11 protein-coding genes are annotated in these 14,677 nt (G+C 41.1%); 3 read left to right on the forward strand and 8 right to left on the reverse strand.

Translation table 11 applies throughout. From position 1 onward, the window contains the following. The first annotated feature begins 516 nt into the window (after positions 1-516). Complete coding sequence (locus B4A24_RS16670) at positions 517-1,923, forward strand: Gfo/Idh/MocA family oxidoreductase (RefSeq protein WP_312400264.1); 1,407 nt, start codon at positions 517-519, stop codon at positions 1,921-1,923. Between the two features lie 167 nt (positions 1,924-2,090). After that, positions 2,091-3,029: a formylglycine-generating enzyme family protein gene (locus B4A24_RS16675; RefSeq protein WP_293946213.1), complete on the forward strand. Its 939-nt coding sequence runs from the start codon at positions 2,091-2,093 to the stop codon at positions 3,027-3,029. A gap of 43 nt (positions 3,030-3,072) precedes the next feature. Here B4A24_RS16675 and carB read toward each other — a convergent pair whose 3' ends face one another. Next, positions 3,073-5,892 carry a carbamoyl-phosphate synthase large subunit gene (gene carB / locus B4A24_RS16680; RefSeq protein WP_108636098.1) on the reverse strand — a complete coding sequence of 940 codons (2,820 nt, stop codon included), beginning with the start codon at positions 5,890-5,892 and terminating at the stop codon, positions 3,073-3,075. A gap of 259 nt (positions 5,893-6,151) precedes the next feature. Then, positions 6,152-8,410 carry a beta-N-acetylhexosaminidase gene (locus B4A24_RS16685; protein WP_293946214.1) on the reverse strand — a complete coding sequence of 753 codons (2,259 nt, stop codon included), beginning with the start codon at positions 8,408-8,410 and terminating at the stop codon, positions 6,152-6,154. A 150-nt stretch (positions 8,411-8,560) separates the two neighbouring features. Between B4A24_RS16685 and lipA the strand changes: the two genes are divergently transcribed. Continuing rightward, positions 8,561-9,442, forward strand: a complete 882-nt coding sequence (lipA, locus tag B4A24_RS16690; RefSeq protein ID WP_172393594.1) for a lipoyl synthase — start codon at positions 8,561-8,563, stop codon at positions 9,440-9,442. Between the two features lie 183 nt (positions 9,443-9,625). On the opposite strand, the gene B4A24_RS16695 is transcribed toward lipA, so the two are convergent. The 6 genes from B4A24_RS16695 to upp form a co-directional block, all read right to left on the reverse strand. Further along, the gene (locus B4A24_RS16695; protein WP_293946215.1) at positions 9,626-11,260 is read right to left on the reverse strand and encodes an amidohydrolase; all 1,635 of its coding nucleotides are present in this window, start codon (positions 11,258-11,260) and stop codon (positions 9,626-9,628) included. A gap of 206 nt (positions 11,261-11,466) precedes the next feature. Then, positions 11,467-11,877, reverse strand: a complete 411-nt coding sequence (locus B4A24_RS16700) for a BrxA/BrxB family bacilliredoxin (RefSeq protein ID WP_172393596.1) — start codon at positions 11,875-11,877, stop codon at positions 11,467-11,469. Between the two features lie 135 nt (positions 11,878-12,012). Further along, entirely contained in the window at positions 12,013-12,546 is a 534-nt protein-coding gene (locus tag B4A24_RS16705) for an ATP-binding protein (protein ID WP_293946216.1), read from the reverse strand. 23 nt (positions 12,547-12,569) lie between these two features. After that, positions 12,570-13,172 (reverse strand): nicotinamide riboside transporter PnuC, encoded by a 603-nt coding sequence (gene pnuC, locus B4A24_RS16710; RefSeq protein ID WP_293946217.1) that lies wholly within the window; start codon positions 13,170-13,172, stop codon positions 12,570-12,572. Positions 13,173-13,223: 51 nt separating this feature from the next. Then, positions 13,224-13,697: a ribonuclease H-like YkuK family protein gene (locus tag B4A24_RS16715; protein WP_046672303.1), complete on the reverse strand. Its 474-nt coding sequence runs from the start codon at positions 13,695-13,697 to the stop codon at positions 13,224-13,226. Positions 13,698-13,800: 103 nt separating this feature from the next. Continuing rightward, on the reverse strand, positions 13,801-14,448 hold the full coding sequence (gene upp, locus B4A24_RS16720; RefSeq protein ID WP_172393599.1) for a uracil phosphoribosyltransferase: 648 nt from the start codon (positions 14,446-14,448) through the stop codon (positions 13,801-13,803). Positions 14,449-14,677: the final 229 nt, after the last annotated feature.

Raw genomic sequence — 14,677 nt, forward strand, 5'->3', positions numbered from 1 at the left:
GTCAAGGGCTTCTTGCGTTTGCATACTTCTCAAAAAACAATGCATACCGGCAGGCAGGCGTGAATCCGGCTTGCACCGGGAATGCTAGTCCATACGATCCCATTCGGGCTCATTAGTTCAGTTTAAATAGGCCTTAAAAAAACAATATAAGATTAGGCAGTCCCACCATCTTATCGGTCATTAGGCTTGCCGTCTTAAGCACATCGATTTTTCATGAATAAATATAAACCCGGAATTCGTGTATGTATCTAATTGATACTCTTTTGAAGAAAAAGACAAGACATTAATAAATTAAACAATCGTTTGTGTAGATTAAGCAAACGATTGCTTTTAAATTTGATTTTTTATTATGAAAAAAGTGTTATATCATTGTTATAGCGATTAAGTTCTTTAGTTAGAACCAAGTATAAATCCAAATCCAAACGGATTTTTCTTATTGACTGTTTAGTTTGTTTTAAAATAGGTGATTTTTAGAGGGACCATTTTGGTCCCTTTAAATTTATATGACTTTAAATTATGGATTCTAGAAGAGATTTTTTAAAAAAGGCGGGGATTTTATCATCACTGGCTGTTTCGCTTCCTACTTTAGTTAATGCCAATGCAACAACAGATGCATTTAATATGTGTGGTTATGCTGCGCCCAAAATTGATAAAGTGCGAGTTGCCGTAATTGGTTTGGGAATGCGGGGTCCCGGAGCAGTCGAAAGACTATCTTTTATCGAAGGTTGTGAAATCGTTGCTCTTTGTGATAAACACCCGGAGCGTGTTGAGAAAGCACAAAAGATTCTTACTTCAAAAGGTTTGATAGCCGCAAAATCTTATTCCGGGGAAGACGGCTGGAAGTCATTATTAAAGGAAGAAAAGTTGGATTTGGTGTATATCTGTACTCCATGGGACTACCATGCACCCATGAGTATTGCAGCAATGAAAGCTGGTAATCATGTGGCTTGTGAGGTGCCAATTGCACTGACAATAAAGGATTGTTGGGAGGTCGTGAAAACATCTGAAGCAACAAAAAAACATTGTATGATGTTAGAGAATTGCTGCTACGATTTCTTTGAGATGTTGACGTTAAATATGGCACGTCAGGGCTTATTTGGTGAACTAATACACGGTGAGGGTGCTTATATCCATGATTTGTTGGATCTAAATTTCGCAAAGAATGGTTACGATCAGATGTGGCGCCTAAGGGAAAATATTAAATATAACGGTAACCTCTATCCAACTCACGGACTTGGACCTGTGGCGCAGTGTTTAAACATTAATCGAGGAGACAAGATGGATCATCTTGTAGCCATGTCATCCAATGATTTTATGATGGGTGAGAAAGCGAAAGAGCTTGCAGGCAAAGATTCTTTCTTTCAGGAATTCGCCGGAAAGAAATACCGGGGCAATATGAATACGACGCTTATTCGTACGGCTAAAGGGAAAACAATTATGTTACAGCATGATGTCACTTCACCGCGGCCATATTCGAGGTTACATACATTAAGCGGTACAAAGGGCTTCGCGCAGAAATATCCAACCGAGAATATTGCCTTTGGACACGAATTCATCAAAGAAGAGAAACTAAAAGAATTGTATGATAAATATACACCTGAATTGGTGAAATATATCGGCGATAAAGCGAAGGAAGTTGGTGGTCACGGGGGGATGGACTTTATGATGGACTGGCGCTTAATCGACTGTCTGCGGAACGGATTAGCATTGGATCAGGATGTTTACGATGCCGCTTCGTGGAGCAGTATCGTTCCATTGAGCTTTGAATCCGTTGAAAAGAACTGTAAAACTGTGACTGTACCGGATTTCACAAAAGGCGCCTGGAAAAGTAATAATCCTGTAGATATCACATTAAAGGGTGGTGGTAATACACCCATCCGCTCCAAAAATGCGAAAAAAGAAAATGTACAATTGGATGTTTAATCTGAGTATCTGAAGTAATAATAGGAGGGGAGCATTTTATTGTTCCCCTTTTATGTTTATCTTTAGGTATGTTAATCAATCTGACGCTACTCACCTGTCTATCTCTGTTTTCCACGAAGGATACGCTCTCATGTTGTGTTGGGGAAAATATACCCACACGAGCAAGCATGATTAAATCTCAGTTATCCAAACAAAGCAATTCTGAAGTTGGAAAGATGGTTTTAATCGAAGGTGGTAAATTCCTGATGGGAAGTTCGAATTTCGAAGATAGTAAACCTGTACATCCTGTCGAGCTTCATTCATTTTATATGGATGAACATGAAGTAACAAATGCACAATTTGCCCAATTTGTAAAAGAAACAGGATATGTGACCGTAGCTGAGCGGAAATTGGACCCGAAGGACTTTCCCGGCGTAGATCCGAATATGCTTGTTCCCGGATCTGCGGTATTTTCGAAACCCAAAGAACTCAATTCACTGAATAATTATTTGATGTGGTGGGAATATGTTCCCGGTGCAAATTGGCAGCATCCCGAAGGGCCCAATAGTTCGATAAAGGATAAAATGAATTATCCAGTTGTTCAGGTCGCCTATGAAGATGCAGCTGCTTATGCAAAATGGGCGGGGAAGCGATTGCCGACAGAAGCGGAATGGGAATATGCTGCCCGTTCAAGTAAGGATACGAATGAAAATCTGTACTATTGGGGAAAAGAGCTGAAACCCAACGGTAAATGGGCCGCAAATATCTATCAAGGAAAATTTCCTGTGGAAGACTCCAAGGAAGATGGGTATGAGGGGACCGCTCCAGTAAAATCCTTTCAGGCGAATGCCTTAGGGCTTTATGATATGGAGGGGAATGTTTGGGAATGGTGCTCAGATTACTACCGGCCGGATTATTACAAGAACAGCACAGTCTCAAATCCTAAAGGACCTGAAAGCTCGTATGATCCACAGGAACCTAATCTTGAAAAACGTGTTCAGCGTGGTGGATCGTTCCTCTGTAATGATCAATATTGCGAACGCTATAAAGCAGGAAGTAGAGGGAAAGGTGAGGTAAATAGTCCGACAAATAATGTCGGTTTCCGATGTGTAAAAGATATAAAATAGAAAAGGCTTGCATTTGCAAGCCTTTTCTATTTATAGAGACGCCTTATTGGGCATTCAAAAACATTGATTTTTGATTGTAAAGTTCTCTGAAATATGGATCTTGAAGATCTTTGATAAAGCGGATCGCTTCACCGGTTGATTTCATTTCAGGACCTAATTGTTTGTCCACTTCAGGGAATTTATTGAAGGAAAATACAGGCTCTTTAATCGCGTATCCCTTCAATTTACGTTCGATCGTGAAATCACTCAATTTATTCACACCTAACATGACTTTTGTAGCGATGTTGATGTAAGGAACATCATAGGCTTTGGCAATGAAAGGAACGGTACGAGACGCACGCGGGTTAGCTTCGATTACATACACATTTTCACCTTTGACAGCAAATTGAATATTTAATAGACCTCTAACGTTCAGCGCTTTTGCTAATTTAATGGAGTATTCTTCCATCTTATCCTGAACTGCTTGTGATAGCCCGAATGGAGGCAATACAGCCGAAGAATCTCCGGAGTGAATACCCGCAGGCTCAATGTGCTCCATCATACCGATGATATGTACATCTTCACCATCACAGATGGAATCTGACTCCGCTTCTTCAGCGCGATCCAAGAAATGGTCGATCAGGATATGGTTACCTGGAAGGTTTTTCAATAAGTTAACAACCGCTTTTTCAAGGTCCTCATCATTGATGACAATGCTCATCCCTTGTCCACCCAATACATACGAAGGGCGAACCAATACTGGATAACCAACTTCGTTGGCTACTTGTAAAGCCTCTTCTGCGGAAGTAGCTACGCCATATTTTGGATATGGAATATTTAATTCTTTCAATAGATCAGAGAAACGGCCACGGTCTTCCGCCAAGTCCATATTCTCGAATGATGTACCGATAATTTTCACGCCAAGTTGCTCTAAGCGCTCAGCCATTTTAAGTGCTGTTTGTCCACCCAATTGAACGATAACGCCTTCTGGTTTTTCCAATTCGATGATCTCACGTACATGTTCCCAGAATACAGGCTCGAAGTATAATTTATCGGCCATGTTGAAGTCCGTAGATACAGTCTCAGGGTTACAGTTCACCATGATTGCTTCATAACCACATTCTTTCGCAGCTAATAATCCGTGTACACAGGAGTAATCAAACTCGATACCTTGACCAATACGGTTTGGACCTGAACCTAAAACGATGATTTTCTTTTTGTCTGAAGAAATGGATTCGTTTTCTTCTTCGAATGTCGAATAGTAGTATGGGGTCTGCGCAGGGAATTCAGCAGCACAAGTATCTACCATCTTGTAAACACGGTTGATGCCAAGCTCCTTACGACGGTCATATACCTGATCTTCGGTTACGTTACCCAATAACCAAGCAATCTGAACATCTGAATACCCTTTTTGTTTTAAGGTCATGAAGAAATCACGTGGGATGTTATTTAATTGATAACGACGTAACTCTTGCTCCAGATGTACTAATTCTTGGATCTGTACTAAGAACCATTTGTCGATACGTGTTGCCTTACGAATTGATTCTAAAGGAACACCTAATTCGAATGCATCTTTGATATGGAATAGACGGTCACCGCTTGGATGCTCAAGGCTATCCATGATCTCGTCCAGGTTTCTCCATTGACGGCCATCAGCACCTAGGCCAGCGCGGCCTGTCTCCAATGATTGACATGCTTTCTGTAAAGCTTCGATAAATGTCCGGCCGATTGCCATGACTTCACCTACCGCTTTCATTTGCAGGCCTAATTCCTTGTTTGCTCCTTTAAATTTATCAAAGTTGAAACGCGGGATTTTCACGATAACGTAATCTAATGTTGGTTCGAAATACGCTGAAGTTGTTTTCGTGATCTGATTCTGCAACTCATCTAGGTTATATCCGATCGCTAATTTAGCGGCAATTTTTGCAATTGGGTACCCCGTTGCTTTTGATGCTAAAGCCGACGAGCGAGATACGCGTGGGTTGATTTCGATCGCTATGATTTCTTCATTTTCTGGATTTACGGAGAATTGAACGTTACATCCACCTGCAAATGTACCGATTGAACGCATCATTAAGATCGCTTGATTCCGCATATCTTGATAACATTTGTCCGATAACGTCATTCCTGGTGCAACTGTGATCGAATCTCCCGTATGGATACCCATTGGATCGAAATTTTCAATTGTACAGATGATAATGACATTATCGTTGGTATCGCGAAGCAATTCCAACTCAAATTCTTTCCAGCCCAATACCGCCTGTTCTACCAAAACTTCGTGTGTTGGCGAAGCATGCAACCCTCTGTTCAAAGCGGCATCGAAATCTTCTTTTCTGTGTACAAATCCACCTCCTGTACCAGCTAAGGTGTAGGAAGGACGTATAACAAGGGGGTAACCAATTTCTTGTGCTGCTTCTTTACCTTCCAGGAATGAGTTTGCAATCTTTGAAGTTGCAACACCCACACCAATATCAACCATTAATTGACGGAATTCTTCACGGTTTTCAGTTTTTTCAATGGCAGCAACATCAACACCGATAACTTTTACGTTGTATTTTTCCCAAAGGCCCAGGTTGGAAGCTTCGATACATAAGTTCAAAGCGGTCTGGCCACCCATGGTAGGAAGTACTGCGTCAATGTTATGTTTTTGCAATATCTCTTCGATACTTTCGCAAGTTAATGGAAGTAAATAGACATTGTCTGCAACAACTTTGTCCGTCATGATTGTTGCAGGGTTTGAGTTGATGATGGATACTTCAATACCTTCTTCTTTCAATGAAAGGGATGCTTGAGATCCAGAATAATCAAATTCACAAGCTTGACCGATAACGATGGGACCTGATCCGATGATTAAAACCGACTTAATGGAAGTGTTTCTTGGCATTATATCTAGTTCAAAAAATTAAATTTCCTATTGTAAATCTGAGCAAAGACAATCAAAAATAGCTCATGGGGAAGGGTCATTCCGACTGCTTTGTCGGAGTGCAAAGTTACATTTTAAATTTTGAAAATTAAGTATTTATTTTAAGAATATTTCAAAATAAATGACTGTTGTTGTAGAAGTAGGCTCGAAAATAGTAATAATAGTTGGAAAACGTGAGGAGTAAGTTATCCAACTATTATTAGGAATAGCTTATTTTTTGTTAATAAACAATGATTTCATCTGTAAATAAATACCCTTTTTTCGGATTGCTGGCCTTGACCTTTATATAACGTGCCTGTTGCACTTTATCAAGTTTCAATTCAAACCGTTTGAACGTCAATTTTGATTCGTTGTCGGATACATCGTTTTTCACAGTTCCTATTGAACGGAATGTACGCCCATTGTCAGAAACCAGAACTTCCATTTCCCCAGGCATATAAACCCCAGGCCCAATCATTTGCATAAAATTCATGGCAACGAGATGGATTTCTTCTCTTCGTTCCAAATCAACGACAACATCAATCGGACTCGTAAAACCCTGCCATTGGCCATCATGGTAGGAGAGCCCCCCCATAATTCCGTTTGTCAATGTTGAATCTTTTTGTGCTGGATATCCAGACCATTGCGTATTGTAAGTTACTTTTTTACCAATAGCGCGGTGAATATCAATATTAAATGATAATGTAGGACCGATTTTGATAGAATCCTGAAAATATGCGGCATTGATGTGTCCTGTTGCACTTAGCTCAAATGGGCCGGTATAGGGGGTGGACTGAATCGTAGGCTCACTTCCATCAATAGTATATCGGATCTGATCTGTTTTAAGCTGCTCCGTCGTAAGCGTAATCTTGTTGTTGTTTTTAATCGCATTATAAGAAGCTGTATAAGCGACATTGAAGGAAGGGCGATAATAATTTAGATTTAGCTCCTGCATTAACTTATAGTGAGATTGTAATCTTCTCTGGAAGTCCGGCCAGCTTTTTGCGTCTTTATTTGTCCAATTGACTTCAGATAAGGCCAAGGCACGTGGAAATACCATATATTCAACGTGCTCTGTCGTCGGCACATATTCTGTCCAAATATTAGCTTGTGCACCCAGGATGTGTTTCGCCTTGTCCCCTTGTATCGCGTTTGGAATAGGGTCATAGGCATATACCTTATCAAGGGTTAGGTATCCGCCAATTGCTTCGGGTTGTGTCCTTGGATCGGTCTGATAAGAATCAAAATACAGATGTGAACCGGGAGTCATAATGACATCATGGCCGGCATTTGCCGCATTTATTCCACCGTCTTCGCCGCGCCAGCTCATGACCGTGGCACCTTCAGTCAGACCGCCTTGCAAGATTTCATCCCAGCCGATAAGCTTTCGGCCCTTTGATTGCAGGTATAAATCCATTTGCTTGATGGCATAACTTTGTAATTCATCTACTGATTTTAAACCTTCCTTCTGCATCAGGGCTTGGTCTTTTGGACATTTTTCCCAATGTTTCTTTTCGGCTTCGTCTCCGCCAATATGGATGTATTGGGAAGGGAATATGGTGAGTACTTCATCCAGTACGTTTTTTAGGAACTCAAAAGTCTTTTCATTTCCGATGCAAAACTCGCCCTGGCTGTAGGGTTTACCCGAACAGGAGAGTTCGGGATACACGGCCAGTACTTCTTCCGAGTGTCCGGGCATTTCTATTTCAGGAATGACATTGATGCCTTTTCGGGCAGCGTAGTCCACCAGTTCGCGGGCTTCTTCCTGTGTATAGAAGCCACCACTTGCATTTGGATTCCCCTTTTCTACATATTGACGTCCATTGTTCCACCAATCTTTCCAATGGGCATGTGTACGCCAGCCTGCCTTTTGTGTTAACTCCGGATATTTTTTAATCTCTAGTCGCCAACCAGCGCCATCGGTCAAATGCCAATGAAAGTTGTTGAACTTATAGATAGCCATGATGTCGATATATTTCTTTACGAAAGAAAGTGGCATAAAATGACGGGAAACATCCAAATGAAGCCCACGGTAGGAAAAACGAGGCTCATCAACGATTGTCGCAAATGCTATTTGGCTGGGGTCAGTTTGTAGGTAACCCAACTGAATCAAGGTATAGATTCCATTGATGGCCTGCGGCGTATCCCAAGCTTTAAGCAAAAGACCTTTTTCATCAATTTGAATCGAATAGGCATTTTTGCTCAGGTTGTCTGTATCAACAGCTTTGATAATACGAAAACCTTCTTTTGGTGCTTTTTTATTTTTCTTTAGCACCTCAAGGGTTAAGCCTTTGATTGCGGGGTGCTCGGTAAGCAATTGCGCCGCAGCCTGGAAATCATCGGAAACAATAACGGAGAGCTGTGCTGGGATGTTATATATTCCGGTAGCTACGGTTACCCTGGATGGCTTGGGAATGATATCAAAATTCGTTTGGGCCTGTGCACTAAAAAAGCAAGCTCCCCCAAGCAACAAAAGGGATAAGGATTGACTCAATCGCATAGTAAAGTATTTAGATCAATAGATAATCAACACAAATATCCTAATTTTTGTTTCATTATACTATTATTGCTGTCATTCGATAAGTTTTTATGATATAAATCCAACAAATTGCCGGATAGAAATTACATTTTTAATCGTTAACTTTGTTGTATGATTGAACTTCCAGTTATTCCGGCAACTCCTGCACAACGCAAGCCAGATTGGTTGCGTGTCAAATTGCCTGTTGGTAAAGAGTATAGACATGTCAGAAGTCTTGTAGATGAGCACAAATTACATACGATTTGTGAGAGTGGAAATTGCCCAAATATGGGTGAATGTTGGGGGGCTGGAACAGCAACCTTTATGATATTAGGGAATATCTGTACACGTTCATGTTCGTTTTGCGCGGTGGCAACAGGTCGTCCTTTGGCGGTCGATTTGGATGAACCCAACAGGGTTGCGAATTCAGTGAAGCTGATGCAGGTAAAACACTGTGTCATCACTTCTGTTGACCGTGATGATCTGAAAGATGGTGGTTCGACAATTTGGGCGGAAACAATTAATGCCATCCGTAGAGAGAGCCCAGAGACAACTTTGGAGACGTTATTACCAGATTTTAAAGGCCAGTGGGACAATCTCGATCGCGTCATTGCTGTTCGTCCGGAAGTTGTATCACACAACTTGGAGACTGTACGTCGTCTGACTAGAGAAGTACGTATCCAGGCGAAATATGATCGTTCTTTAGAATGTTTGCGTCGGATTTCGGAAGCAGGTCTTCGGACAAAGTCAGGTATTATGCTTGGCCTTGGCGAAACGGAAGAAGATGTAATCGAGGCCATGCAGGATTTATATAATGTAGGGGTTCATATTTTGACGCTTGGTCAATATTTGCAGCCTACAAAAGCACATCATCCTGTTATTGAATTTGTTACACCTGCTCAATTTGAAAAATATCAAAAAATAGGCTTGGAAATGGGCTTCAAATATGTTGAATCTGGGCCGTTGGTACGTTCGTCTTATCATGCTGAAAAGCATTTGTTTGATATGCAATAATAGTTGTTGAATAATTTGACTTTGTAGAAAACAGGATCTGTTTTCATATTAACATAATAAAAGCCTGCGTAATTATTTCACGCAGGCTTTTTTATCGTAATTTTTACTGAACTTTTTTGTTGAATCTGAATAAGCAAGCAGGAGATAATCTGTGTACTGTTGCTGGGTAAAAATAACCGGTCCTTAGCGTTTAAAAACCGTTTCCCCGGCAATGACGGTGCGTAAAGTTTTTACGTTGCGCAGTTGTTCATTTGGTATTTTGAGAATGTCTTTCGCTAGGATGACAAAATCGGCGTCTTTGCCAGTTTCTATGCTTCCCCGTTTTTTCTCCTGGAAGCAAGAGTATGCTGCCCAGATCGTCATTCCACGCAATGCATCTTCTCGACTGATGGCATCCTGCATTTGGAAACCCTGATCTGGATAGCCTTTTTTATCGACGCGTGCTACAGCTGCGTGAAAACCATATAGCGGATTGAAATGTTCAACAGGGAAATCACTCCCTAAAGCGAGTTTGCCATATTCTTTTAAGAGGTGCTTGTATGCATAGGCTCCTTTCATACGTTCTGCTCCCAGACGGTCTTTTGCCCAATACATATCGGATGTGGCGTGGGTAGGCTGTACCGAGGGAATAATCTGGAATTTTTTGAATTTATCGAAATCCTCCGGCGAGATAATCTGTGCATGCTCAATGCGCCATCTGCGGTCCGTATGCGGCTGTAGGTATTTACCATAGATATCCAGGATAATCCGATTGGCTGAATCGCCGATCGCGTGGGTATTCGCCTGGAAATTACTTGCGGCAATCTGTTTGATCATCTCTTCATATTCCGCGGGGCTATGCAAGAGAAATCCATGGGTAGGTGCATCATGATAATGAGCGAGGAGGCAGGCGCCCCTTGAGCCTAATGCACCATCTGCCAGTAATTTGAAAGACTTTATTTCAAGACGGTCCGTTTCGTAAAAACCCGCTGCAATAGATGAAGTGATGTTTTTGGGGTTGCCAAGGATCATCGCATAATCCCTAAATTTCAATTCCCCATCCTGATAATATTTTTTTAAGAGGTCGAGTCTTTCTTTTGATAAGCCTGCATCTACAATGGAAGTAAGTCCGACAGAAAGTAGCGAATCTTGTGCTCGTTTGAGCATTCTCAAATATTCTTCTTCATCAGGGACTGGTATTGCTTTGTTGACCAGATCCATCGCATTGTCGATCAGCAGGCCATTCGGTCTATTGTTGCTACCGCCGACAACACCACCATGAATACTGGGAATGCTTGTCAATTTAGCCCATTCCAGGGCTTTGGAGTTCGCCACGGCGGCATGATAGTCAACACGGATTAAATACACCGGTATGTCTGGAAAAGCGCTATCCAGCAACTCTTTCGTAGGAAAGGATTTGTCTTTCCAGCGATTTTGGTCCCAGCCGCCCCCGATAAGCCAAGTTTTATTGGGATTCTTCTGCTGATAATTTTTAACTCGTTGAATCACTTCTTCAAAAGAATCAGCTCCATTGAGATCGACCTGATCCATCAGTTCGGCTTCGTCAAATAAATGTGCGTGTGCGTCATAGAACCCCGGATAAATGGCTTTTCCATCAGCGTCTATTTTTTCCTTGGCCTCGTACTTCCGCTGGATTTCGGCGTTCGAACCGATTGCGATAAATTTCCCATCCTTGACTGCAAATGCTTGCGCTGTACTGAATGTGGAATCTACGGTGTAGACTTGCGCATTGTACACAATGAGATCTATTTTCTCCTGCGGAGAACAAGCGAAGAAGATGAAGCAAAAGAAGAAAGGAATAATTGGAAAATTTTTCATAATGCTAAAAATAGAAAAAAGCGCTTACATGGATGAATCTTTCTTTAAAATATTAATCACCTAAAATCTAAAGTGAGCGAATAATAAGGAGAAGCTTATAAGGATGGAAGGCGAAGGCGGCTAGATGAAGCCATGGCTGTTTAATCGCAAAAAAGGCTATCCAAATAACTCGGACAGCCTTTTTAATTCAAAAATCAAAATACGGATTAACAGTACTCGTCAAATGCAGCAGCCAAATTGTCAGCAATCATTTGTGCCGGGCGACCTTCAATCATATGTCTTTCAATCATGTGTACCAACTTACCATCTTTGAACAATGCCATTGCAGGTGAAGATGGGGGGTAAGGCAGCATGTAATTACGTGCTTTATTAACAGCATCAGTTTCCATACCTGCGAAAACGGTAACCAATTTTGCAGGATGTTTTTCATTTTTTACAGCAGCTTTTGCTGCTGGACGCGCATTTGCTGCTGCACAACCACAAACGGAGTTTACAACAACAAAAACTGTTCCCTCTGAAGCGATAGCATTGTCAACTGCTTCTGGAGTTTTTAATTCTTCGAATCCCGCATCAACTAACTCTTGACGCATTGGAGCTACTAAATATTCTGGATACATTATTTCTTAAGTAAAAATGTTAATATTCTAATTCATTTCTGGTATTGCAAGACTTTCAATTTTGATCAGTGGCCTAACGCAATACTTTACATTACAAATATAGTTGTAAAAGGCAGTCTCGTCAAGGTGCTTGTCTCAAATCAATGTCAGAAAATCGTTAACAGCTGCTAAGCCATTTTCCAGTCGTTGCTGTCCCTCGCCTGAGATAATGTGATATTGACCATTGACAGCATTTAATTCCGTTTTCCATACCTCCATAAAGTGTTCTCGTTGCTCCGGAAAATCTCTTAAGGGGTCGTCTTGCCAGGGAAGGTCGATATCCATCAGTAAATAGAGATCATAGGGATGTTGTTGTATTTTATCCGTGACTTCTTTTGGGGTATGTTTGAATAGATGGTCAGACCAAATTTTTACTGTCATAAAAGTGGTGTCACAGATCAGGATACTCCCCTTTGCTAAGGGAACGAGTGCTTCTTCCAAGGCGACCTGTCCATAAAACATATTTACCTCATCCTGCAATGTGTATTTATTATTGAGGCTTTGACAATAATAGCGTGAATACTCCGGTACACATACGGTTTGAAATTTTTTAGCAAGATACTGTGCCATGGTTGACTTTCCTGTAGACTCGGGTCCAACGACAGCAATTTTTATTAACTCTTTTCCCACATCTATCTTTTTGATAGGCAATATTACGCAAAATTTTTATAGGTTTTTTGCCAATCCCGATAACCTTTCCAAGCGATAATGGCGAATACGAAATACAATACTGCAGTTAACATAAGTTGCTTGTGTACATAAAGGGGGATGTAGCAGATGTCAACAAAAACCCAAAGAAGCCAGTTTTGGAGGATTTTTCTCGTCATTAGAAATTGAGCGATAAAACTGATAGCGGTGCAAAATGCGTCGATATAAGGTACATCAGAGTTTGTCTTACTGTCCAGAAGATAGCCAATTGCGGCCGTCAAGCAGATGATAGCGAGGATGCTTAGCACCAATTGAACTTTATTGGCTTTAACAATAGGTTTTTTATTCTCCTCCTTTCGCTTAAACCAGTAATACCAACCATAAACTGCCGTGGATAGAAAATAAAACTGCAATAAGGTGTCGCCGTAGAGCCTTGCATCATAAAAAAGAATGGCATAGGAGATCACGCTGATGATGCTAATGGGCCAGTTCCATATATTTTGCTTTGCGGCCAAATATACACAAAGGAAGCCGGTTAGCGTACCTAACCATTCGAGCCAAGTGGTCTGGGCAAATTGACTGACAATCTGCTGAAAAAAATCCTGCATTTGGTGTGTTAAAAATTACACCTAAATATACGAAGTCTGCCCAACAGTCAACTACTGCACCTGCTTATTGGCACAATTGGTGCTTGCAAAAGACTCTGGTTTGGCCTTAAAGACGAATCCCATACCCATAATATACCCCATGGCTTCCTTGAGAGCTACATTTGACTGAAAATTTGGATTGGTGTTAATGTCGGCGTGGACTTCGAGGTCTACTTTGTGTTTTTCGAGGAGGGGGCAGAGTTGGTAGGCGATGTCGATGGATTTTTGGACTTCGAGTAGCATCCGTTCCTTGATACTCATTCGATGATGCCTTTTGTCTCGTTGGATAAACATAAACCCACCTTTATGTTCTCTGAGAAAGACGATGACGGTGGCGAAGTCGATGATTCCTCTTTTGACTTGGGAATCGGTGCCGATATAAACCTTGAGCTTGTTCCCTAAGGCGTCTTCTCGTTTAATGACTTCCTCAACAGCATCGAAAATCGTGGAGCGAATGGATTCGCCATTGTATTTTTGCCATCTCATAGCGATATAAATTAGATATAAAAAAATTAAACTTCATCATTGATATAAATTTACTGAATTTCAATGAGCTAAGTGTTAATTTAATTTTAAATAATTATCCACATTAATGAAGTTTTTCACCATAGGCCAGATCTCCTGCATCGCCAAGACCGGGAACGATATAAGCTTTAGTGGTCAATTCGTTGTCGACGTCTCCGACCCAGATATTTGCGGTAGGGACAAAAGCTTTAACATGGTTTAATCCTTCTTCCGACGCAATGGCAGCAACAATATGCAACTCCTTGATCTCATATTCTGCTAAAAGGTCTTTACAGCATAAGACCAGACTCCTTCCTGTCGCTAGCATAGGATCGACGATGATCACTGTTCTATTATCTAAATTCGGTGTGTTCACATACTCTTTATGAACTTCAAACTCACCGCTTTTTTTCGTGTGTCGATACGCCGCGATAAATGTATTATCGGCTTGGTCGAAGATATTCAATAAACCTTGATGGAATGGAAGTCCAGCCCTTAGAATGGTAGCCAATACCGGCTGTTCCATTAGCAGATGTGTCTTGGCCACCCCCAATGGTGTTTCAACTTCCACCGGTTTAAAAGCCATGGTTTTACTGATCTCATAAGCAAATACTTCTCCGAGTCGCTCTAAGTTTCGACGGAATCGCATGCGGTCCCGTTGGATAGTGACGTCTCGCAATTCTGCAATAAAATGATTTGCAATGCTATTTTGAGTAGATAGAATAGTGACCATGACGTGAGTGCTAGTTCAGTTTAAGCTAAAGATAGTAAATAATCAACTGAAAGTAATAACATCTGCCGCATAATATAGTTTGCTATAAAATGGTAAAAAAATTAGTAAATTTGTGTGTAGACCATCTGAAATATGGCCCTAGACCACATGTTGCAAAATCGCAATATGAATAGATTACATCATGGTGTTAGCGTGACGAATTTTTAAGCAGAAATTTAGGGATACACCT

The sequence above is a fragment of the Sphingobacterium sp. UBA7249 genome (assembly GCF_002472835.1).
In the GTDB taxonomy this organism is placed as follows: Bacteria; Bacteroidota; Bacteroidia; order Sphingobacteriales; family Sphingobacteriaceae; genus Sphingobacterium; species Sphingobacterium prati.

What these genes read in the sequence shown, in the direction of transcription:
- B4A24_RS16670 (WP_312400264.1), top strand. Translation starts at nt 517, where the DNA reads ATGGATTCTAGAAGAGATTTTTTAAAAAAGGCGGGGATTTTATCATCA.
- B4A24_RS16675 (WP_293946213.1), top strand. Translation starts at nt 2,091, where the DNA reads ATGATTAAATCTCAGTTATCCAAACAAAGCAATTCTGAAGTTGGAAAG.
- carB (WP_108636098.1), bottom strand. Translation starts at nt 5,892, where the DNA reads ATGCCAAGAAACACTTCCATTAAGTCGGTTTTAATCATCGGATCAGGT.
- B4A24_RS16685 (WP_293946214.1), bottom strand. Translation starts at nt 8,410, where the DNA reads ATGCGATTGAGTCAATCCTTATCCCTTTTGTTGCTTGGGGGAGCTTGC.
- lipA (WP_172393594.1), top strand. Translation starts at nt 8,561, where the DNA reads ATGATTGAACTTCCAGTTATTCCGGCAACTCCTGCACAACGCAAGCCA.
- B4A24_RS16695 (WP_293946215.1), bottom strand. Translation starts at nt 11,260, where the DNA reads ATGAAAAATTTTCCAATTATTCCTTTCTTCTTTTGCTTCATCTTCTTC.
- B4A24_RS16700 (WP_172393596.1), bottom strand. Translation starts at nt 11,877, where the DNA reads ATGTATCCAGAATATTTAGTAGCTCCAATGCGTCAAGAGTTAGTTGAT.
- pnuC (WP_293946217.1), bottom strand. Translation starts at nt 13,172, where the DNA reads ATGCAGGATTTTTTTCAGCAGATTGTCAGTCAATTTGCCCAGACCACT.
- B4A24_RS16715 (WP_046672303.1), bottom strand. Translation starts at nt 13,697, where the DNA reads ATGAGATGGCAAAAATACAATGGCGAATCCATTCGCTCCACGATTTTC.
- upp (WP_172393599.1), bottom strand. Translation starts at nt 14,448, where the DNA reads ATGGTCACTATTCTATCTACTCAAAATAGCATTGCAAATCATTTTATT.